The organism is Kitasatospora viridis (genome assembly GCF_007829815.1).
GTDB classification, from domain to species: Bacteria; Actinomycetota; Actinomycetes; order Streptomycetales; family Streptomycetaceae; genus Kitasatospora; species Kitasatospora viridis.
In genome coordinates this window covers 207,707-231,047 of sequence record NZ_VIWT01000004.1, presented here as the reverse complement: position 1 = coordinate 231,047, position 23,341 = coordinate 207,707, and the positions used below count along the sequence as shown (strand labels likewise).

Below are 23,341 nucleotides of genomic sequence, written 5' to 3'. Positions count from 1 at the left end.
CGGGTGCCCACCCCGCCGCCCGGGAAAATGGGGGCCGCGCCCCCATTCGCGCGATGCCTACTCGCCTTCCGCCGCGAGCAGCCGCTCGACCTCCTCGTCGGAGAGCTCCGCGATCTGCGCCTCGACGGCCTGCTCGACGGACTCGGCCAGCAGGGCGACCGTCGGTGCCTCGAAGAGGCGGCGCAGCGGCAGGTCGACCCCGAAGGCCTGGCGGATCTGGGCCAGCACCCTGGTGGCGAGCAGCGAGTGCCCGCCGAGGTCGAAGAACCCGTCGTCCACCCCGACCCGGTCGAGGCGGAGGATGTCGGCCCAGATCCCGGCCAGCGCCGTCTCCAGGGGGGTGCGGGGCGCGAGGTAGGCGGTGGTGAGCTGGGCGCGGTCCGGCTCCGGGGTCGGCAGGGCCCGCCGGTCCACCTTCTTGCTGCTGGTGAGCGGCAGTTCGGCCAGCGGCACCCAGAGCGAGGGGATCATGTACTCCGGGAGCTGGTCGCCCAGGAACAGGCGCAGCTCGGCCGGGTCGGGGACGGTGCCGTCCTCGCCGACCAGGTAGGCGACCAGGCGCCGGTCGCCCGGCTGGACCTCCCTGGCCACCACCGCCACCGCCCGCAGGCGCGGGTGCTGTGCCAGCACCGCCTCGATCTCGCCGAGTTCGATCCGGAACCCGCGGATCTTGACCTGCTGGTCGATCCGGCCGAGGAACTCGATCGTCCCGTCCGCCGCGTAGCGGACCAGGTCGCCCGTCCGGTAGAGGCGCCCGCCCGGTTCGCCGCCGAACGGGTCGGGAACGAAGCGCTCCCCGGTCAGCCCCGGCCTGCGGTGGTAGCCGCGCGCCAGCCGGATCCCGCCGAGGTAGAGCTCGCCCGGGACGCCGACCGGCACCGGATTGAGGTCCGGGTCCAGGATGTACGCCGTGGTGCCGGGGACGGGGCGGCCGATGGGCAGCGTCGACTCCCCGCGGGCGCCGGCCGGGTCGCCGGCCACCGGGTGCAGCACGCAGGTGACGGTGGCCTCGGTCGGCCCGTAGTTGCACAGGAACCTGGCAGGCAGCCCGGTGGCGGCCCAGCTCCGCGCGTCGTCCACCGTGACCACGTCGCTGCCGACGTTCATCAGCCGCAGCCCGCCGAGCCGTTGGTCGCCGGGGGCCAGGCCCGCGACGAGCTCGCGGTAGTAGGCCGGCGTGATCTCCATGATCGTGACGCGGTGCTGGGCCAGCCGGTCCGGCAGCTCGGCCGGGCTCCAGAACAGCGGGTCGCTCACCACCACGGTCGCGCCGGCCAGCAGGGTGGCCGCCATCTGGTCCATCGCCACGTCGAAGGTGAGCGCCGACAGCAGGACGACGCGGTCGTCCGGGCCGATGCCGTAGGCGTCGGCGATCACCTCGCAGTGGTGGGCGTAGGAGTCGTGCTGGATCAGCACGCCCTTCGGCTGCCCGGTCGACCCCGAGGTGTAGATGGCGTAGGCGAGTTGACCTGGATCGATGGTCACCTCGGGCGCCGTGGCGGGCTGCCGGTCGAGCTGCGCCCGGTCGCCGTCGAGGCGGACCACCCGGCCCCGCCCGCCGGCCACCCGGTCGGCGAAGCGGCTGTGCGTCAGCACCACCTGGACCCCGGCGTCGTCGAGCATGAAGGAGAGCCGTTCGGCGGGGTGCGCGGGGTCGAACGGGACGTAGCAGCCGCCGGCCTTGAGCACGCCGAGCAGCGCGACCAGCACGTCGGTCCCGCGTTCCATGCAGACGCCGACCACGCTCTCCGGGCCGACTCCGAGCGTGCCCAGGTGGTGCGCCAACTGGTTGGCGCGGGCGTCGAGTTCGCCGTAGCTGAGGCTGCTGCTCGCGTCCTCCCCGGCGAACACCGCGGCGAGCGCGTGGGGGGCGGCCGCGGCCCGGGCCGCGACCAGCTCGGGCACGCAGCGCCGCGGCCGCTCGGCCGGCCGGCCGCTCCAGTCGTCCAGCAGCTGCCGGCGCTCCGGGTCGGTGACCATTGCCAGCTCGCCGACCCGGGTGTCCGGGGCGTCGAGGGCGCTGCGCAGCAGCCGCAGGTAGTGGTCCGCCATCCGCCGCACCGTGGACCGGTCGAACAGCGCGGTGGAGTACTCGAAGAGGCACTCCAGGCTGCCGTCGGCCCGCTCGCCGAGGGAGACCGTCAGGTCGAACTTGGCGACCTGCCAGTCGGTGCCCAGCTGCTCGATCCCGAGGCCGTCGAGCTCCGGCGGGCTCTGCGGCGCGTGCAGCAGGTCGAACATCACCTGGAAGAGCGGATTGCGGGACAGGTCGCGCTCGGGCCGCAGTTCGTCCACCACGCGCTCGAACGGCAGGTCCTGGTGGGCGTAGGCCTGCACGGCGTCGGCCCGCACCTGGTCCAGCAGCTGGCCGAAGGTCGGCTGGGCCGACAGGTCGGCCCGCAGCACCACGGTGTTGACGAACAGGCCCACCAGGTCCTCGGTCTCGGCCCGGGTGCGGCCGGCCACCGGGGTGCCCACCGCGATGTCCTGCTGCCCGCTGTAGCGCGCCAGCAGCACCTGGAAGGCGGCCAGCAGGACCATGAACGGGGTGGCCGAGCGGGCTCGGGCCAGGGCCGCGACGGCCGGGCCGAGGTCCGCGGGGACGTCGACCGTCAGTAGCGCGCCGCGCGGGTCGCGCACCGCCGGCCGGGGCCGGTCGGTGGGCAGCTCCAGCGGTTGCAGCCCGGCCAGCCGCTGCTGCCAGTAGGCCAGTTGATCGGCCAGCACCGGCTCGCCGAGCCGCTCCAGCTGCCACTGGGCGAAGTCGGAGTACTGCACCGTCAGCGGGGCCAGCGGCACCGGCAGGTCGGCGCGGAAGGCCTGGTAGCAGGACCAGAGCTCACGGGTGATCACATCCGTGGACCAGGCGTCGGTGGCGATGTGGTGGAGCGTCAGGACGAACAGCCACTCGGCGTCCCCGGTGCGCAGCAGTGCGGCCCGCAGCGGGAGTTCGCGCTCCAGGTCGAAGGGCAGCGCGGTCTCCTGGGCGACCGCGAAGCGCACGTCGCGCTCGCAGGCCCCCCGCAGGTCCACCACGGCCGGCTCCACCGGGCCCGGACGGTCCACCAACTGGGCCGGCACGCCCGCCTGTTCGGTGTACCGGGTGCGCAGCACCCGGTGGCGGGCGACCACCTCGGTCAGGGCCCCGGAGAGCGCCCGCTCGTCCAGCTCGCCGGTCAGCCGCAGCACGGTCGGCACCAGGTACTCGGCGCTGCCCGGCTCCAGCCGGTCCAGGAACCAGAGGCGCTGCTGGGCCGAGGAGAGCGGCAGCGGCCCGTCCCCGCCGACCGGGGTGATCGGCGGCAGCTCCACCCCCCGGTACCCCGTCTCGATCAGCTCGGCCAGGCGGGCGGGCGTGCGCAGCGCGAAGACCTCGGCGAGCGGCAGCTCGACGCCGAGCGCGGTGCGCACTCGGAAGGCGAGCCGGGTGGCGAGCAGCGAGTGGCCGCCCAGGGTGAAGAAGTCGTCGTGCGCGCCGACCCGCCGCACGCCCAGCACGTCGGCGAAGAGCACGGCCAGGGTCTGCTCCACGGGGGAGCGCGGGGCGACGTACTCGCCCGCCGACTGCGCCCGGTCCAGGTCCGGCGCGGGCAGCGCGGCGCGGTCGACCTTGCCGCTGGCGGTCAGCGGGAGCCGCTCCAGCAGCACGAAGGCGGTGGGGATCATCGCCTCCGGCAGCCGGCCGGTCAGGTGCGCCCGCAGCCGCTGCGGGTCGAGCGCCGCGCCGGGTGCGGGCACCACGTGGGCGACCAGCCGGTGGTCGCCCTCGTCCCGGCGGTGCACGCCCACCACGGCGGCGGTGACGGCCGGGTGCGCGCACAGGGCGCTCTCGACCTCGCCCGGTTCGATGCGCACGCCCCGGACCTTGAGCTGGGCGTCGAGCCGGCCCAGGTACTCCAGCCGGCCGTCGGCGTGCCGCCGCACCCGGTCGCCGGTGCGGTACAAGCGCCCTCCTTGCCCGCCGCCGGGCAGGAGGGGCCCATCGCCGGGTTCCTGCGGGAACGGGTTGGGGGTGAACCGCTCGGCGGTCAGCCCCGGGCGGCCGAGGTAGCCGCGGGCGAGGGCGACGCCCGCCACGGTCAACTCGCCGGGCACGCCGACCGGCACGAGGTTGTCGTCGCCGTCGAGCACCAGGATCCGCAGGTTGTCCAGCGGCAGCCCGATGGAGACGGTGCGGGCCTCCGGGTCCGGCTGGTAGCGCCAGGCGGTGACGTCGATCGAGCACTCGGTGGGCCCGTAGGTGTTGTACAGCTCGACCGGCACCAGCTCCAGCAGGCGCTCGCACAGCCGGGCCGGCAGCGGTTCGCCCGCGCAGCAGACCAGGCGCAGGCTGGTGCAGTCGGCCAGCTCCGGCTGCTCCACCAGGGTGCTGAGCACGGACGGCACCAACTGCAGCACGGTGACGCCGTGTTCGGTCATCGCCCGGACCATCGCGGCGGGGTCGCGGTGCGCGCCGTCGGGCGCCAGCACGATCGTGCCGCCGGACACCAGCGGGGCCAGGAACTCCCACATCGCCGCGTCGAAGCCGATCGAGGTCTTCTGCAGCACCCGGTCGCCGGCCGACAGGCCGTGCCGCTCGACCGTCCACAACACCCGGTTGCGGATGCCCTCGTGGGTCACCAGCACGCCCTTGGGCAGGCCGGTCGAACCGGAGGTGTAGACGGCGTACGCGGCGCCGGCCGGGTCGACCGCCGGCAGGGCGGTGTCGTCGCGCGCGGTCGACCAGTCCGGGTCGCCGCCGTCGAGCAGCACGTCGACCGGGAACCCGGGCAGGGCCGCCGAGGCGTCGCCGATCAGCAGGGCGGCGCCGCTGTCGCGCAGCATGTGCTCGCGGCGGGCGGCCGGGTGCTCGGGGTCGAGCGGGACGTAGGTCGAGCCCGCCTTCAGGACCGCCAGCAGCGCCGTGACCAGGTCCGGGCCGCGGCGCAGCCCGACCGCCACGCGGACCTCGGGGCCGGCCCCCAGGGAGATCAGGTGCCGGGCCAGCCGGTCGGCCCGTTCGTCGAGCCGGCGGTACGTCCACTCGGTCGTGCCGTGGACCACGGCGGTCGCGCCCGGGGTGGCGGCGGCCTGCTCGGCGACCAGCTCGTGCAGGCACCGGTCGGGCCGCCGGACCACCGCACCCCGGGCGGCCTGCTCCAGTTGGCGCAGCTCGGGGGCGGCGAGCAGCTCCAGGCGGCTGAGCGGGCGGTCGGGATCGGCGGCGAGGCCCGCCAGCAGGCGGAGGTAGTGGTCGGCCAGCCGCTGCACGCTCTCCTGGTCGAACAGCGCGGTGGCGTACTCGAACCAGCACCGCAGGGCGCCGTCGGGCAGCTCCTCCACGGACAGCATGAGGTCGAACTTGGCCACCGGCCAGGCCACTTCCACCGGCTCCACCCGCAGGCCGGCCAGTGCGAACGGCGTGCCGGCGGCCTGGCGCACCTCGAAGGCGACCTGGAAGAGCGGGTTGCGGGACAGGTCGCGCTGCGGGGCCAGCTCGTCCACCAACTGCTCGAACGGCAGGTCCTGGTGGGCGTAGGCGGCCAGCGCGCCGTCCCTGACCCGGGCCAGCAGCCCGGCGAAGGACGGATCGCCGGACAGGTCGGCGCGCAGCACCAGGGTGTTGACGCACAGTCCGACCAGCCCCTGCAGCTCGGCGTGCCCGCGGCCGGCCACCGGCGTGCCGACCACGATGTCCTGCTGGCCGGTGTAGCGGCCGAGCAGTGCCTGGAAGGCGGCGAGCAGCACCATGAACGGGGTGGCGCCGTGCCGGCGCCCGAACTCGACCACCGGGCGCGCGACTTCGGCCGGGACGGTGAGCAGGAGGTCGTGCCCGCGCGGGTCGCGGGTGGCCGGCCGGGGTCGGTCGGTGGGCAGCTCCAGGGTGGCGGCGCCCGCCAGCCGCTCGCGCCAGAAGGCGAGTTGCCCGGCCTGGGCGGGGCCCTCGGCCCAGTCCCGCTGCCAGCCGGCGAAGTCCGCGTACTGGAGTGCGGGCGCGGCCAGCGGCGAGCCGTCGCCGGCCCGGAACGCCGCGTACAGGTCGCGCAGTTCGCCCGCCAGGACGTCCAGGGACCAGGCGTCCGCGACGATGTGGTGCAGGGTCAACAGCAACAGGTGATCCTGGTCGGCGAACCGGGCCAGGGTGGCGCGCACCGGGAGCTGCCGGGCGAGGTCGAAGGGCCGGCCCAGGTCCTGCTCGACGATCTCGCGCATCCGGGCCGCGCCGTCCTGCGGGGAGCTGTCGGCTGCGTCGAGCCGGTGCAGCGGCAGCGGCCCGGGCGGGTCGACCAGCGCGACCAGTGCGTCACCCTGTTCGACGTAGCGGGTGCGCAACACCTCGTGCCGGGAGAGCAGTTCGTCGAGCGCCGCGCGCAGCGCCCGCTCGTCCAGCGGGCCGCCCAGCCGCAGCGGCACCGGCACCAGGTAGTCGGTGGCGCCGGGGGCCAGCCGGTCGAGGAACCACATCCGCTGCTGCGCGAAGGAGAGCGGCAGCGGCAGGTCCCGGTCCACGCGGCGCACGGCGGGGTGCCGGCGGCCGTCGTCGGCCGCGATCAGCTCGGCGAGCCGGGCCACCGTCCGGGCGGCGAACACCTCGCTCAGCGCCAGCTCGACGCCGAACTCCTCGCGCAGCCGGAAGGCGACCCGGGTGGCGAGCAGCGAGTGGCCGCCCAGCGCGAAGAAGTCGTCGTGCACCCCGATCCGCGGCACGTCCAGGAACTCGGCCCACACGGCGGCGACGCCGCGCTCCAGCTCCGTGCGCGGCGCCAGGTGCGCGCGGGCCGACTCCAGTCGGCCGGCCGCGTGGTGGGGGAGGGCCGCCCGGTCGACCTTCCCGCTGGCGCCCAGCGGGATCGCCGGCAGGGCGGTGAACACGGTCGGGACCATGTGCTCGGGCAGCCGCCGGGCCAGGTGGTCGCGCAGCTCGTCCGGGTCCGGCCGGGCACCCTCGGCGGCGACCAGGTAGGCCACCAGCCGCCGGTCGTCCGGCTCGCCCTGGACCGCGACGGCGGACCCGCGCACGGCCGGGTGCTCGTTCAGCACGGCCTCGATCTCGCCGGGCTCGATCCGGTAGCCGCGGATCTTGACCTGGTCGTCCACCCGCCCCAGGCACTCCAGGACGCCGTCGGCGCGGTACCGGACCAGGTCGCCGGTCCGGTACAGACGATCGCCCCGAACCGCCGAGAACGGGTCCGGCACGAACCGGTCGGCGGTCAGGCCGGGGCGGCCCAGGTAGCCGCGGGCCAGTCCGGCGCCGCCGATGTACAGCTCGCCGACCACGCCGACCGGCACCGGCGCCAGCTCCTCGTCCAGCACGAACAGCCGGGTGTTGGCGATCGGGCGGCCGATCGGGACGGCCCCGGGATCCAGGTCGGCGGCCCGGCACTCGAAGACGCAGCAGCCGACGGTCGCCTCGGTGGGCCCGTACTCGTTGATCACCACCGTGTCGGGGGCGTGCCGGGCCCACGGGTCCAGCTGACGGCCCGTCAGGATCTCGCCGCCGACCACCAGTCGGGCGGTGCCGCTCAGCGCACCGGGCGGCAGCGCCGCGCCCAGCACGGCCAGGTGGGCGGGCGTCAGTTTGACGAGGTCGAAGCTGTCCTCGCGCAGGGCACGGGCCAGCTCGTCCAGGCCGGTGCCGCCGTCGGGCGTGAGCGTCACGGTGCTGCCCGACAGCAGGGCCGGGAAGAGCGAGGTGACCGGCAGGTCGAAGGCGAGCGAGGAGTACAGCGGGGTGCCCCAGCCGCCGGTCCGGTAGGCGGCGGCGGCCCAGGTCACGTAGTTGACCAGGTTGCGGTGCGTGATGACGACGCCCTTGGGGCGCCCGGTCGAGCCCGAGGTGTAGATCACGTACGCGGTGTTGTCCGGCGCGGCGGGCGCTCCGGCCGCCGGGGCCGGAACGAGCGGCTGCGCCGTCGGGTCCGCCGCGTCCTCGCCGAGCAGCAGCGTGCGGCCGGGCCAGCCCTCCGGCGCGGGCCCGAGCCCGTCCTCGGTGAGTAGCACCGCGGCGGCCGAGTCGGTGAGCAGCTCCAGCACCCGCGCCGCCGGGTGGCCCGGATCGGTGGGCAGGTACCCGCCGCCGGCCTTCAGCACCGCGAGCACGGCGACCACCAGCGCGGGCCCGCGCCGCAGGCGCAGCGCGACCAGCACCTCCGGGCCGACGCCGCTCGCCCGCAGGCGGTGCGCCAGCCGGTCGGCGCAGGCGTCCAGCTCGGCGTAGGTCAGCGAGCCGCTCTCCGAGGCCACCGCGACGGCCTGCGGGGTGCGCGCGGCCTGCTGCTCGAACAGCTCGTGCACGCAGGCCCCCGAGGGGAACTCCGTCGCCGTGTCGTTCCAGCCGTCCACCAGCTGGGTCCGCTCCTCGGCCGAGAGCAGCTCGGCCCGGGCCAGCGGCGCGCCGGGGTCGGCCAGCACGCCGCGCAGCAGCCGGACGTAGTGCTCGGCGAGCCGGGCCGCGGTGGTTCGGTCGAACAGCGCGTCGGCGTACCGCAGCGAGGCGGTCAGCGCGCCGCCCTCGTCCTCCAGCAGTTGCAGCGTCAGGTCGAAGGCCGCGCCCGCCCCGCCGGCCGGGTAGGGCTGCACGTCCAGGCCGGGGAGGGTGAACGGCCGGGAGGCGGCGTTCTGCAGCACGAACGAGGCCCGGAACAGCGGGTTGCCGGAGAGCTCCCGCTCGGGGGCGAGTTCGTCGACCAGCCGCTCGAAGGGCAGGTCCTGGTGGGCGAAGGCGTCCAGCGCCGTCTCCCGCACCTGGGCCAGCAGGTCGAGGAAGGACGGCGAGCCGGACAGGTCGGCGCGCAGCACCAGGGTGTTGGCGAAGAACCCGAGCAGGTCCTCGACCTCCACCAGCGGCCGGCCGGCCACCGGCGTGCCGACCGCGATGTCGTGCTGGCCGCTGTGGCGGGCCAGCAGCGCCTGGTAGGCGGCGAGCAGCACCATGAACGGCGTCGCACCGTGCTCCCGGGCCAATGCCCGCACCCACTTGACCAGTTCGGGGTCGAGCTCGAAGTCGACGGCGTCGCCGGCGGCGTCCCAGACCGCCGGCCGGGGCCGGTCGGTGGGCAGCACCAGCGGCTGCAGCCCGGCCAGCCGGTCGCGCCAGTAGGCGAGTTGGCCTTCCAGTCGCTCGCCGGACAGGTACTCGCGCTGCCAGAGCGCGAAGTCGGCGTACTGCACCGGCAGCGGCTCCGGCGCCGGCCCGCCGCTGCCGCTCAAGGCACCGTAGAACGCGTCGAGTTCGCGGGCCAGCACGTCCCAGGACCAGCCGTCCATGGCGATGTGGTGGACCAGCAGGAAGAGCAGGTGCTCGTCCTCGGCCAGGCGCACCAGGGTCAGCCGCAGCGGCAGCTCGGTGGCGAGGTCGAACGGGCGCCGGGTGCCCCGGTCGACGATCTCGCGCGCCCCGGCCTCCCGCTGCTCGGGCGGAAGGTGCGTCAGATCGACGTGCTCGAACGGAAGTTCGGCCTGCCGGGCGATCTCCTGCACCGGCGCGCCGTGCACCGCCGGGTACCGGGTCCGCAGCACCTCGTGCCGCTCCAGCACGGCCTGCACCGCGCGGACCAGGGCCTCCGGGTCCAGCGGACCGCCGATCCGCAGGGCCAGCGGCAGCAGGTAGTCGACCGCCCCCGGCCGCAACTGGTCCAGGAACCAGAGGCGTTCCTGGGCGAAGGACGTCGGGCAGTGTACGGAGTCCGCCGCCGGATCGGGCCCTGGGTCCCCGGTCGGGTCCGGCCCGGGCTCCTGCCGTGCGGCCTCGTCCGCCACCTCGGCCCGCCGGCCGAAACCACCGTTCACCTGCCACCTCCCACAGAGCGCCACGTCGGCGTGCGGTCAGCCTGCCGACCGGACGGCGCCCGGCAGTAGAGAGGGAGTGGCAGTCCTGTGCGCCGCAGGACTGCGCGCTCCGCTGTCGGTTCTTCTCTGTGGCGCCCGCACCGGGCCGCGGCACGCTTCCTCCGACAGCGCCGGCCGCCCAGGGCCGGTCGAGCACTGCGGGAGGACAGCGGCATGGCCGACGACAACACCGACGAGCGCACCTACTGCGTGGTCCGCAACGACGAGGAGCAGTACTCGATCTGGCTCGCCGACCGGGAACTGCCGCTCGGCTGGTACCGCGAGGGCTTCGAGGGCCCCAAGCAGGCCTGCCTGGACCACATCGACGCGGTGTGGACGGACATGCGTCCGCTCAGCCTGCGCCGCCGCATGGAGCAGGCGAGCCACTCCGGATGAGCGCCGCGGCTGACCACGCGGCCGCCGGACCCGGCTGGGAGCCGCTGCCCGACACATCGGTGCACCAGCGGTTCGCCGACCGCGCGGCCGCCGCGCCGCACGCCGTCGCGCTGGAGTGCGACGACCAGCGGCTGACCTACGCCGAACTGGACGCCGGGGCCAACCGGCTGGCCCACCTGCTGCGCGGCCACGGGATCGGCCCGGGCAGCCCGGTGGCGGTCTGCGCGCGCCGGGACACCGAGGTGGTGGTGGCCCTGCTCGCGGTGCTCAAGGCGGGCGGCCACTACGTGCCGCTGGACCCGGAGTACCCGGCCGAGCGGCTGACCTTGATGGCCGCCGACTCCGGGGCCCGGATCCTGCTGGTCCAGCCGGAGTTCGCGCACCGGTTCGACGCCGTGCCGGGCCTGCGGGCCGTGGAGATGGCGAAGGGCCTGCCGGTCGCCGCCGGGCAGCCGAGCACGGCGCCGGCGGTGGCCACCCACCCCGACGACCTCGCCTACCTGATGTACACCTCCGGCTCCACCGGCCGGCCCAAGGGCGTCGGCATCACCCACCGCAACGTGCTGCGGCTGGTCCACGAGGTCGACTACGCCGACCTCGACCGCGAGCAGGTGGTGCTGATGCTCGCCTCGCTCTCCTTCGACGCCTCGACCTACGAGCTGTGGGGCGCGCTGACCAACGGGGCCACCCTGGCCGTGCTCCCGCAGCCCGTGCCGAGCGCGGCGGCGATCGAGCAGGCGGTGCGGCGGCACGGCGTCACCCAACTGATGCTGACCAGCGGGCTGTTCCAGCACGTGGTCCGCACCCGGCCGCAGGCGCTGGCCGGGGTGCGGCACGTGCTGGTCGCCGGAGACGTGGCGCCGCCCGCCGAGGTGCGCACCCTGCTGGAGCTCGGCGTCGAGGTCAGCAACGCCTACGGGCCCACCGAGTGCACGACCTTCAGCTGCGTCCGGCGCGGCATCACGCTCGCCGAGACCGGCGGCAGCATCCCGATCGGCACCGCCATCACCCGCACCACCACCCACGTGGTGGACGAGGAGGACCGCCCCGTCCCCGCCGGCACGCCGGGCGAGCTGCTGGTCGGCGGCCCCGGGGTCGGGCGCGGCTACCTCGGGCGGCCCGCGCTGACGGCGGAGCGCTTCGTGCCCGACCCGTCCGCCCCGGTGCCCGGGGCCCGGCTCTACCGCACCGGCGACCTGGTCAGGCGTCAGGACGACGGCCTGCTGCAGTTCCTGGGTCGCCGTGACCAGCAGGTCAAGATCCTCGGCCACCGGGTGGAGCCCGGCGAGGTCGAGGCGGCCCTCGGCAACCACCCCGAGGTCGGCGCGGCCGCCGTCGCGGTGCGCCCGACGGCGGCCGGCGACAAGCAGCTGGTGGGCTACGTCGTGCCCGGTGCCGGAGCGGCGCCCGACGGCGCGCGGCTGCGGGAGTACCTGCGCGAGCGGCTGCCGGAACACCTGGTCCCGACCGCCTGGGTGACGCTCGACGAACTGCCGCTCACCCCGAACGGCAAGGTGGACCGCGCGGCCCTGCCCGCGCCGACCACCACCGGCGGCGCGGGGCCGCAGCCGCACTCGCCGCTGGAACGGGCCGTCGCCGAGGTCTGGACCGAGCTGCTCGGGGTCGACCCGATCGGCGCGGACGACGACTTCTTCACGCTGGGCGGCCACTCGCTGCTCGCCACCCAGGTGGTCGCGCTGCTGGCCGAGCGGTACCCCGTGGACCTGCCGGTGCGCGCCGTGTTCGACGCCCCGACCGTCGCGCTGCTCGCCGTCGAGGTGCACCGCGCGATCACCGAGCACGTGGCCCAACTGTCCGATACCGAGGTGGAGTCGATGTTGTCGCAGGTGCGTGAGTGATGAGCCTGCCCCCGAACCGGCCCGCGCCGGCCGACCCCGCGGACCAGCCCAGTGGCGCGGACCAGCGGCAGGCGCTGCTGGACAGCCTGCTGGGCGGCGCCACCGGCCGCGCGCGCGGCACCGGGGCGATCAGCCCGGCGCCGCGCGACCGGCCGCTGCCGCTCTCCTTCGCCCAGCAGCGGATCTGGACGCTGGAGCAACTGCGCCCCGGCACCGCCGAGTACCTGGTGCCGCTCGGCTGGGAGCTGCGCGGCCCGCTGGACGCCACCGCCCTGCGCCGGGCGCTGGCCGAGCTGGTCGCACGGCACGAGGTGCTGCGCACCCGCTACCTGGCGGCGGACGACGAGCCCGTCCAGCTGGTGGACCCGCCCGGCCCGCCGGACTTCGACCAGCTGGATCTCGGCGCCCTGCCGAGCGGTGAACGGGCCGTCCTGCTCGCCGAGCTGATGCGGGCCCAGGCCGACGAGCCGTTCGAGCTCGACCGGCAGTGGCCGCTGCGGGCGCGGCTGGTGCGGCTCGCCGAGCAGCACCACGCGCTGCTGCTGACGCTGCACCACATCGCCTTCGACGGCTGGTCGATCGGCGTGCTGTCCCGCGAACTCGGGGCGATCTACTCGGCGTTCGCGGACGGCCGGGCGAACCCGCTGCCGCCGCTGCCGGTGCAGTACGCCGACTTCGCCGCCTGGCAGCGCGGTGCGCTCACCGGGCCGGTCGACCGGCAACTCGCCTACTGGCGCGAGCGGCTGGCGGGCGCGACGCCGACCACCCTGCCCACCGACCGGCCGCGCCCGGCGGTCTTCGACCCGGCCGGCGCCACTGTGCCGCTCCAGGTGGCGCCGCGGACCGTGCGCGCGCTGGCCGAGTTGGGGCGCTCGCGCGGCGCGACGCCGTTCATGGTGCTGCTGGCCGCGTTCCAGGTGCTGCTGGCCGGGCGGACCGGCTCGACCGACATCGCGGTGGGCACCCCGGTGGCCGGCCGGTCCAGGGCCGAGACGCGGGGCCTGCTCGGCTTCTTCGTCAACACCCTGGTGATGCGCACCGACCTGTCCGGCGACCCGAGCTTCCTGACCGTCCTCGACCGGGTGCGGGAGAGCGCGCTGGACGCCTTCGCGCACCAGGACGTGCCGTTCGAGCGCCTGGTGGACGAGCTGGCGCCGCAGCGGGACCTGTCCCGCAACCCGCTCTTCCAGGCCATGATCGCGCTGAACAACACCGAGAGCGCCGAGTTCGGCGGCGCGGGCCTGCGCGCCACCGAGCTCGAAGCAGCGTGGCAGGGCTCCAAGTTCGACCTGACGGTGCAGCTGGCCGAGCACGCCGACGGCTCGCTGCACGGCGTACTGGAGTACGCCACCGCGCTGTTCGACCCGGAGCGGATGGCGGCGCTGGCCGAGTCCTTCGTCGCACTGCTCGACGTGGTGTGCGAGGAACCGAAGCTGAGGGTCCATCAGATCCCGTCGGCCTCGGCGGCCGAGCGGGAGCTGCTGGCGGGCGTCAACGACACCGCCGTCGAGTACCCCGGCGACGACCTGCTGCACACCATGGTCGAGCAGCAGGCCCGCCGCACCCCGGACGCGGTCGCGGTGCGCTTCGAGGGCCAGGAGCTGACGTACGCCCGGCTGGACGCGGAGGCCGACCGGGTCGCCCGCGCGCTGCGGGCCGTGGGCGTGGGCCCGGAGACGGTCGTCGGCGTCTGCCTGCGCCGCGGCACGGAACTGCCGGTCGCACTGCTGGGCGTGCTGAAGGCCGGCGGCGCCTACCTGCCGCTGGACCCGGACTACCCGGCCCAGCGCCTGGCCCACACGATCACCGACTCCGGCACGCCCGCCGTGCTCACCACCGCCGCGCTGGCCGCCACCCTGCCCCCGCACGACGGGCACACCCTGCTGGTCGACCGGCTGCCGCAGCCGGACGGCCCGCCGCCGGCACCCGCGCGGCTGGACCCGGACAACGCCGCCTACGTCATCTACACCTCCGGCTCGACCGGTCGGCCCAAGGGCGTGATCGGCACCCACCGGGGGATCGCCAACCGGCTGCGCTGGGGCCAGGACACCTACCGGATCGACGCCGGCGACCGGGTGCTGCACAAGACCCCCTACAGCTTCGACGTCTCCGTCTGGGAGCTGTTCTGGCCGCTGACCACCGGCGCCACCCTGGTCGTCGCCCGGCCGGAGGGGCACCGCGACCCCGACTACCTCGCCGCGACCATCGCCGGCGAGCGGATCACCACCACGCACTTCGTGCCCGCGATGCTGCGCGCCTTCCTCGACGCGCTGCCCGCCGACACCGAACTCCCGGCCCTGCGCCGGGTGCTGTGCAGCGGGGAGGCCCTCCCCGACGACCTCGCCGAGGCCTTCCACCGGCACCCGGCCACCCGGCACGCCGAACTGCACAACCTGTACGGCCCCACCGAGGCCTCCGTCGAGGTCACGGCCACCGCCTGCCCGCCCGGCCGGCCCGTCACCCTCGGGCGGCCGATCGCCAACACCCGGGTCCACGTGCTCGACCCCGACCTCGACCCGGTGCCGCCGCGCCGGCCCGGTCAACTCGCCCTGGCCGGCGTGCAGCTGGCCCGCGGCTACCTGGGCCGGCCGGGCCTGACCGCCGAGCGCTTCGTGCCCGACCCGGACGCCCGGCACCCCGGCACCCGCCGCTACCTCACCGGCGACCTGGTCCACCTCGGCCCCGACGGCACCCTCACCTACCACGGCCGCACCGACCACCAGGTCAAGCTGCACGGGCACCGGATCGAACTCGGCGAGATCGAGACCGCCCTGCGCGGCCACCCCGGGGTCGGCGAGGCGCTGGTGATCGTCCACCAGGCGGGCGGGGAGCAGCGGCTCGTCGCCTACACCGTGGCCGCCGACGGCGGAGCCCCGGCGCCCGCGCAGCTGCGCGCCCACCTCGCGGGGCTGCTGCCCGCCCACATGGTGCCCACCCACTACCTCGCCCTGGACGCGATCCCGCTCACCCTCAGCGGCAAGGCCGACCGCAAGGCCCTGCCGGCCCCGGACCTGACCGCGGCCCCGGCCCCGGAGGGCGCCGCGACCGTCGGCCACACCCCGCCGAGCACCCCGACCCAGCACCTGATCGCCCGCAGCTGGGCCGAGGCGCTGAAGACCGAGGCGGCCCGGATCGGCGTGCACGACAACTTCTTCGAGCTCGGCGGCGACTCCATCCGCGCCATCGGCGCGGTCGGCCGGCTGCGCCGGGGCGGGCTGGACGTCACCGTCCAGGACGTCTTCCGGCACCAGACGGTCGCCCGCCTCGCCGAGGCCCTCGCCCTGCGCGGCGGCGCCGCCACGGCGGTCCAAGCGGTCACCGCGACGGCGCCCTTCGCGCTGCTCGCCGACGCCGACCGGGAGCGCCTCCCGGCGGGGACCGTCGACGCCTACCCGCTCTCGCTCTCCCAGGCGGGCATGGTCTACGAGATGCTCGCCGGCGCCGACCGCGGCGCCTACCTGAACAACCTCGACCTCCCGGTCCGCGACGACGGCGGGTTCTCGCCGACCGCCCTGCACGCCGCCGCAGCACTCCTGACGGAGCGCCACGAGATCCTGCGCACCTCCATCGAGGTGTCCGCGTACTCCGAGCCCCTGCAACTGGTGCACCCCGCGGCCTCGATCGAGATCACCCAGCACGACCTGCGCGGGCTGGCGCCCGAGCGGCGGCGGGCCGAGCTGGCGGCGGGCCTGACCCGCGACCGGCTCGCCCCGTTCGACCTGGCCGAACCCGCGCTGCTGCGCCTGGCCGCCTACCAACTGGACGACGAGCAGTGGCAGTTGTCGGTCAGCCACTGCCACGCCATCCTGGACGGCTGGAGCCAGACCGCGCTGGCCACCGAGCTGCTCGACCACTACCGGGCACTCCGGGGCGGCCGCGACCCGGCCCCGGCCGCCCCGCCCACCACCCGCTTCGCCGACGCCGTCGCGCTGGAGAAGCAGGCGCTGGCCAGCGCGGCCGACCAGGAGTTCTGGCACGAACGGGTCGGCCGGTTCGCCCGGTTGACGCTCCCGCAGGCCTGGGCCGGAAAGCCGGAGCGGTCCGGTGACGACGGGGTGGCCGCGGTCGACTTCCGCGACCTGCTGCCCGGACTGCGGGCGGTGGCGGGCGAGGCGGGAGTGCCGCTGAAGAGCGTCCTGCTGGCCGCGCACCTCGCGGTGCTCGGCCTGATCAGCGGCAGCACCGGCAGCCCCGTCGCCTTCACCTCCGGGCTGGTCTGCAACGTCCGGCCGGAGACGGTCGACGGTGACCGGGCGTGCGGCATGTTCCTCAACACCGTGCCCTTCGCCCTCGCCCTGGACGCCCCGAGCTGGACCGAGCTGGCCCGCGCGGTGTTCGCCGAGGAGATCGCCCTGTGGCCGCACCGGCACTACCCGCTGGCCGCCATGCAGCGGGCCTGGGGGCAGGGCGTGCCGCTGGTCGACGTCTTCTTCAACCACACGGACCTGCCGGTCCCCGACGGCGGGGAGAACCACCCGGAGGACCTGGGGGCGCCGGGGGACCGCACCCCCAACGAGTTCGGCCTCTCGGTCTCCAGCATCCAGGGCGGCCTCCTGCTGGAGGCCTCCGCCGAGCGGATCGGCCGCGCCGAACTCGACCTGCTGGCCCGCACCTACCGCCACGTGCTGGCCGGCATCGCCGCCGACCCGCACGCCGACCCGCGCCGCAGCGTGCTCCCCGAGCCGGACCGGCACGCCGCGCTGACCGGCTGGCCGGCGCAGCCGCTGCCCCCCGCCCGGGACCTGGTCGCCCTGTTCGAGGAGCAGGCCGGCCGCACCCCCGACGCCCCGGCCGTGCTCTGCGCGGGCGGCCAGCTGACGTACCGTCAGTTGGCCGAGCGGGTCGCCCGGCTGGCCGGCCACCTGCGCGCGCTCGGGCTCGGGCCGGGCAGCACGGCCGCGGTCTTCCTGGAGCGCGGACCGGACCTGCTCGTCGCCCTGCTGGCCGTGCTCAGCGCGGGCGCCGCCTACGTGCCGCTCGACCCGGAGCACCCGGCCCAGCGCAACGAGTTCGTGCTGACCGACACCGACGCCTCGGTGATCATCAGTCAGACCGCGCTGCGGGAGCGGCTCGACGGCCTCCCGGCGGCCGGCACCGGCCGCGCCACCGTGCTGCTCGACGCCGACCGCGAGCTGATCGCCGCGCACCCCGGGACCTTCGACGCACCGATCCCGGACCCGGACGCGCTCGCCTACGTCATCTACACCTCCGGCTCCACCGGCCGCCCCAAGGGCGTGATGATCACTCGCGCCGGCCTCGCCGACTTCCTCACCGGGCTCGTCGAGCTCCCCGGACTGCGCCCCGGGGTGGCGGTGGCCGCGCTGACCACGGTCTCCTTCGACCCCTCGGTGCTGGAGCTCTACCTGCCGCTGCTGGTCGGCGCGCCGGTGGCGCTGGCCACCGCGGAGGAGACCAGGGACCCGCTGCGGATGGCCGCCCTGCTCGCCGCGGTCGAACCCTCGATCGTGCAGGCCACCCCGGTCACCCTGCGGCTGCTGCTGGACTGCGGCTGGACCGCCCCCGCCGGGCTGGTGGTGCTGAGCGGCGGCGAGCGGCTGCCCACCGAGCTGGCCCGGCGGATCGCCGCCGACGGTGCCCGGGTGGTCGACCTGTACGGCCCCACCGAGACCACGGTGTGGACCACGCTGACCCGCCTGCACCCGGACGGCAGCCCGGAGCACTGGTCGCTGGTGCCCGGCACCCGGCTGCACATCCTGGACAGCGCCCTGGAGCCCGTCCCGGTCGGGGTGCCCGGCGAGATCTGCCTCGGCGGCGCCGGCCTGGCCAGGGGCTACCTCAACCGACCGGGCGTCACCGCGGGCGCCTTCGTGCCCGACCCGCACGCCCGCGCCGTGGGCGACAGGCTCTACCGCACCGGCGACCTCGGCTGCCGGCACCCGGACGGCCGGGTCGAACTGCTCGGCCGGATCGACCACCAGGTGAAGATCCGCGGCCACCGGATCGAGCCCGGCGAGATCGAGGCCGTGCTGCTCGGCTGCCCCGAGGTGCGCGCGGCCGTGGTGCACCCGACCGTCCTCGGCGGGGCGCACGGCGACGGGGAGGTCGAACTCGTCGCCTACCTGGAGCCGTTCCGCGGCGCCACGCCGCCCGACAGCGCCGCGCTGCGCGACCTGGTCGGCCGGCTCGTCCCGGACTACATGGTGCCGGCGGCCTTCGTCGTCCTGGAAGCCCTGCCGGTCACCCCGAGCGGCAAGGTCGACCGGGGCCGGCTCCCGGTCCCCGCGCCGACCGGCCGGGCCCGCGCCCGGCTGGCGCCGCGCACCGAGCAGGAGACGGTGGTCGCCCGCGCCTGGTGCGAGGTGCTCGGACTCGACCTGGTCGGCGTGCACGACAACTTCTTCGACCTCGGCGGCCACTCCCTGCTGGCCACCCGGATCGCCCTGCGGCTGCGCGAGGCGACCGGCCTGGACGTACCGGTCCGGGCGCTGTTCGACCGCTCCACGGTCGCCGCGCTGGCCGCCGCCCTGCCCGACTACCCGGCCCGCCCGGCCCAGCAGCTGCCCCGGTTGGTGGCCGGCCGCCGGTTCCAGGCGACGGACTCGGCGCACCACCCGGCACCGAGCCCGGCGCCGCACTCAGCCCAGCCCCCAGCACCGCACTCAGCACCGCACGATGACAACCGCCATGACGGAAAGGGACCCCGGTCGTGACCCGCACCATGCTCAAGTCCAAGATCCACCGTGCCACCGTGACCCAGGCCGACCTGCACTACGTGGGCTCGCTGACGATCGATCAGGATCTGATGGACGGTGCCGACCTGCTGGAAGGCGAACTCGTCCACATCGTCGACATCGACAACGGGGCGCGCCTGGAGACCTACGTGATCGCCGGCCCGCGCGGCAGCGGGATCATCGGGATCAACGGCGCGGCCGCCCGGCTCATCCACACCGGCGACCTGGTCATCATCATCAGCTACACCACCGTCAGCGACGCCGAGGCCAAGGCCCTGGTGCCCAAGGTCCTGATGGTCGACGCCGCCAACCGGCCGCTCGGCCGCACCGACGACCTGGCGGCGCCCGTGCCCGGCACCGAGACCACCCGCGGCGACGTCGCGGGCACCCGGTGATCCCGCCGGTCCCCGGCGCCCCGGCCGGTGTGCTGTCGGCCGTCGGGGCGACCCCGCTGGTCGAACTCACCAAGGTCTTCCCCGGCAGCCGTTTCCGGACCTTCGCCAAGCTGGAGGGGCACAACCCGGGCGGCAGCATCAAGGACCGCTCCGCGCTCGGCATGCTGATCGACCGGATCCGCGACGGGCAACTGGTCCCGGGCAAGTCCGTGGTCGTGGAGTCCAGCTCCGGCAACCTCGCGATCGGCCTGGCCCAGGTCTGCCGCTACTTCGGCATCAGGCTGATCTGCGTGGTCGACCCCAGGACCAACCGGCAGAGCATCGCGGTGATGCGCGCGCTCGGCGCCGAGGTGGAGATGGTCAGCACCGCAGACCCGGCCACCGGCGAGTACCTGCCGGTGCGGATCCGGCGGGTGCGCGAACTGGTCGCCACCACACCCTTCGCGTACTGCCCCGACCAGTACGGCAACCCGCTGAACGCCCTGGTGCACCGGCAGACCATGCGCGAGATCGTCGAGGGGCTGGACGGCCGGCTCGACTACCTGATCTGCGCCACCAGCTCCTGCGGCACCCTGCGGGGCTGCTCGGAGTACGCCCGCGAGCTCGGCCTGCCCGTGCGGATCATCGCCGTCGACGCGATCGGCAGCGTGATCTTCGGCGCGACCAGCGGCCGGCGCCTGATCCCCGGGCACGGCGCCTCGGTGCGGCCCGCCCTGTTCCAGCCGGGCCTCGCCGACGAGGTGGTGCACGTCAGCGACCTGGACTGCCTGGTCGGCTGCCGCCGGCTGGCCGGGCGCGAGGCGATCCTGGCCGGCGGCTCCTCCGGCGCGGTGATCAGCGCCCTGGACGCCATCCGGGACCGGATCACGCCCGGCGCCACCTGCGCCGTGATCCTGCCCGACCGGGGCGAGCGCTACCTGGACACGATCTACGACGACGGCTGGGTGGAGGAGCACTTCGGCGCCGTCGGACACCTGTGGAAGGAGCCCGAGGTCGAGGTGGGGCCGTGCTGACCGGGAGTCCCCCCGGGCACGCGCAGGTCGGTGGGAGCGCCGGGCCCGTCCGCCCGTACCCCACCGACCTGTGCGTGCACCAGCTCTTCGAGGCCACCGCGGCCCGCACCCCGGACGCGGTGGCGCTCGTCGACGGCCCGGCGGAACTGACGTACGCCCAGCTCAACGCCCGGGCCAACCAGTTGGCGCACCTGCTGCGCTCGCGCGGCGCCCGGCCCGAGTCGCTGGTCGGGGTGTGCCTGGAGCGCGGCGCGGAGCTGGTCGTCGCGCTGCTCGGCATCCTCAAGTCGGGGGCCGGGTACGTGCCCGTCGACCCCGAGCACCCCGTCGCGCGCACCCGAGCCCTGCTGGCGGGCAGCGGCGCCGCCCTGCTGGTGACCGCCCCCGGGCTCGCGCGCGTCGCCGACGGCACCGGGATCGCCCCGGTGCTGGCCGGACCCGACCCGGCCGGTCGGCCCACCCACGACCCGGAACCGGCCGCCGACCCGGCGAACCCCGCCTACGTCATCTTCACCTCCGGCTCGACCGGGGCGCCGAAGGGCGTGGTGGTGCCGCACCGCGGCGTCGTCAACCGGCTGCTCTGGATGCGCGACGACTGCGGCCTGACCGCCGACTCGCGGGTGCTGCAGAAGACCCCCGCCACCTTCGACGTGTCGGTCTGGGAGTTCTTCGCACCGCTGGCCGTCGGCGCGACCCTGGTGCTCGCCCGGCCCGGCGGGCACCGCGACCCCGGCTACCTGCGCGAGGTCCTGGCGCAGCAGCGGGTGGACACCGTGCACTTCGTGCCGTCCATGCTGCGCGCCTTCCTCGCCGAACTGCGCGAGGTCCCGACCGCCCTGCCCGCGCTGCGCCGGATCGTCTGCAGCGGCGAGGCGCTGCCCGCCGACCTGGTGGCCGCCGTGCACGAGGCGCTGGGCTGCCCGGTGTACAACCTGTACGGCCCCACCGAGGCCTCGGTGGACGTCACGGCGGTCCGGTGCGACCCGGGGGAGCCGGTGACCATCGGCACGCCGGTCGCCAACACCCGCACCCACGTGCTGGATCCGGACGGCGGGCCGGTGCCGGACGGCACCCCCGGCGAACTGTGCCTGGCGGGCGTCCAGCTCGCCCGCGGCTACCTCGGCCGGCCGGGCGCGACCGCGGCGGCCTTCCGCCCCGACCCGTTCGGCGCCCCCGGATCCCGGCTGTACCGGACCGGCGACCTGGTCCGCCAGGAGACGGACGGCAACCTCGCCTTCCTGGGCCGGATCGACCAGCAGGTCAAGATCCGCGGCCTGCGGATCGAACCGGGCGAGATCGAGGCGGCCCTGACGGAGCATCCGCTGGTCCGCGCCGCCGCGGTGGCCGCCCACCGGCCCGCCGACGGCGAGCCGCGGCTGGTCGGCTACCTGGTGGGCGACCCCGACCTGATCGAGCTGCGGGCCTGGCTGGCCACCCGGCTGCCGGACTACCTGATCCCCACCGGCTGGGTGCGGCTGCCCGCCCTGCCGCTGACCGCCAGCGGCAAGCTCGACCGCAAGGCCCTGCCCGCGCCCGGGGGCGACCGCCCCGACCTCCCGACGCCCCACCTGGCAGCGCGGACCGGGACCGAGACCGCCCTGGTCGGCCTCTGGGAGGAGGTGCTGGACGTCCGCCCGGTCGGGATCCGGGACCGGTTCCTCGACCTGGGCGGCCAGTCGCTCAGCGCCGTGCGGATCTGCGCGCGACTGCGCGCCCTGACCGGCGCCCGGCTGTCGCCCGCCGACCTGGTGGCCTCGCCGACCGTCGAGGAGCTCGCGGCGCTGCTGGACGGGCGGTCCGCCGCCGGGCCGTCGGGCGTCGAGCCTTCGGCCGCACGGGCGTTGATCCCGGCCCGCCCCGAGGGCCCGGCCCCGCTCTCCTCGGAGCAGCAGCGCCTCTGGTTCCTGGACCAGCTCTCCCCGGGCACCACCGAGTACGTCATGCACGACGCCCACCGCCTGCGCGGCCGGCTCGACCTGCCCGCGCTGCGCGGGGCCCTCGACGACTGCGTCCGCCGCCACGCCACCCTGCGCACCACCTTCCGGGCCAGCCGTGGCGTGCCGCACCAGGTGGTCGACGAGGAGCTGCGGGTCCCGCTGGAGCTCGTCGACCTCAGCGCCACCCCGCCCGACCAGCGGGAGGGCCAACTGCTGGCGAGTATCGAGCAGTTCACCGGGCAGCCGTTCCGGCTGGACCGCGGCCCGCTGCTGCGGATGGTGCTGTTGACCCTGGAGCCCGAGCAGCACGTGCTGCTGGCCGTCATCCACCACATCGTCGCCGACGACTGGTCGATGGGCGTGCTGTGGCGCGACCTGTCCGCCCACTACCGGGCCAGGACCACCGGCGGTGGCGCCGAACTGCCCGCGCTGACCACCGAGTACGCCGACTACGCGGCCTGGCAGCGCGCCACGGCCGCCGACCCGGACCGCGCCGAGGGCCTCGACCACTGCCTGCGCGAACTCCACCAGCCGCCCCCCGCGTTGGCCCTGCCCACCGCCCGGCCCCGGGACGCCAAGCAGCGGCCGCTCGACGCGCACACCACCTTCACCCTCCCCGCCGCCGTCACCGAGCGGGTGCACCGGACCGCCCGGGCCGCCGGCGCCACCCCCTTCATGGTGCTGCTGGCCGCCTTCGGCGCCGTGCTCGCCCGGGCCACCGGCCAGGACGACCTGGTCGTGGCCACCTTCACCGCGAACCGGGCCAGTGCCGAAGTCGAGGACCTGATCGGCCTGTTCGTGAACACCCTGCCGCTGCGCCTGCGGGTCCCGCCCGCCGACCCGTTCGGCGAGCTGCTGCGGCGGACCCGCACCACGGCCCTGGCGGCCTACCGCCACCAGCAGGTGCCCTTCGACCAGTTGGTGGCCGCGCACAACGCGCCGCGCGACCTCGGCCGGAACCCGATCGCCCAGGCCGGGTTCCAGACCCTCGGCGCGCTCACCGACCGGATCGACCTCCCCGGCGTCCGCGCCGAGCCGTACCACCAGGGCCAGGGCGGCCACCCGTTCGACGTCCTGGTCACGATCCGCGAGCACGGCCCGGCGCTGGACGGCGAGCTGCACTACCCCGCGGGCCTGGTCACCGACCACTTCGCACAGCAACTGACCGACTCGTACACCGAGTTCGTCACCACCGTGACCGCCTGACAGCCATAAGAGCATCCCCGAGCTCTCGAAGGAGCC

Annotated in this window: 7 protein-coding genes; 6 read left to right on the top strand and 1 reads right to left on the bottom strand. The window is 75.5% G+C overall.

Annotated features, from left to right (window positions below; all coding sequences use genetic code 11):
- Positions 1 to 57: 57 nt before the first annotated feature.
- Positions 58 to 9,768 carry a non-ribosomal peptide synthetase gene (locus FHX73_RS34665; protein ID WP_170305210.1) on the bottom strand — a complete coding sequence of 3,237 codons (9,711 nt, stop codon included), beginning with the start codon at positions 9,766 to 9,768 and terminating at the stop codon, positions 58 to 60.
- Between the two features lie 213 nt (positions 9,769 to 9,981).
- Here FHX73_RS34665 and FHX73_RS34660 point away from each other — a divergent pair, with 213 nt between their 5' ends.
- The 6 genes from FHX73_RS34660 to FHX73_RS34635 are packed head-to-tail and all read left to right on the top strand — an operon-like array spanning position 9,982 to position 23,305.
- Entirely contained in the window at positions 9,982 to 10,203 is a 222-nt protein-coding gene (locus FHX73_RS34660) for an MbtH family protein (protein ID WP_145909969.1), read from the top strand.
- Positions 10,200 to 12,062, top strand: a complete 1,863-nt coding sequence (locus FHX73_RS34655) for a non-ribosomal peptide synthetase (RefSeq protein ID WP_145909968.1) — start codon at positions 10,200 to 10,202, stop codon at positions 12,060 to 12,062. Before FHX73_RS34660 ends, FHX73_RS34655 begins: the two co-directional genes overlap by 4 nt.
- The gene (locus FHX73_RS34650) at positions 12,062 to 18,733 is read left to right on the top strand and encodes a non-ribosomal peptide synthetase (protein ID WP_145909967.1); all 6,672 of its coding nucleotides are present in this window, start codon (positions 12,062 to 12,064) and stop codon (positions 18,731 to 18,733) included. Before FHX73_RS34655 ends, FHX73_RS34650 begins: the two co-directional genes overlap by 1 nt.
- Positions 18,730 to 19,149, top strand: a complete 420-nt coding sequence (gene panD, locus FHX73_RS34645) for an aspartate 1-decarboxylase (protein WP_145909966.1) — start codon at positions 18,730 to 18,732, stop codon at positions 19,147 to 19,149. The genes FHX73_RS34650 and panD overlap by 4 nt, the downstream gene beginning before the upstream one ends.
- Positions 19,146 to 20,162: a 2,3-diaminopropionate biosynthesis protein SbnA gene (sbnA, locus tag FHX73_RS34640; protein WP_246214073.1), complete on the top strand. Its 1,017-nt coding sequence runs from the start codon at positions 19,146 to 19,148 to the stop codon at positions 20,160 to 20,162. Before panD ends, sbnA begins: the two co-directional genes overlap by 4 nt.
- Positions 20,156 to 23,305, top strand: coding sequence for a non-ribosomal peptide synthetase (locus FHX73_RS34635; protein ID WP_145909965.1), 3,150 nt, complete (start codon positions 20,156 to 20,158; stop codon positions 23,303 to 23,305). Before sbnA ends, FHX73_RS34635 begins: the two co-directional genes overlap by 7 nt.
- Positions 23,306 to 23,341 lie beyond the last annotated feature (36 nt).

Bases quoted from the DNA above. Each gene is read 5' to 3' on its own strand.
- FHX73_RS34655 (WP_145909968.1), top strand. From the start codon at position 10,200: ATGAGCGCCGCGGCTGACCACGCGGCCGCCGGACCCGGCTGGGAGCCG.
- FHX73_RS34650 (WP_145909967.1), top strand. From the start codon at position 12,062: ATGAGCCTGCCCCCGAACCGGCCCGCGCCGGCCGACCCCGCGGACCAG.
- FHX73_RS34660 (WP_145909969.1), top strand. From the start codon at position 9,982: ATGGCCGACGACAACACCGACGAGCGCACCTACTGCGTGGTCCGCAAC.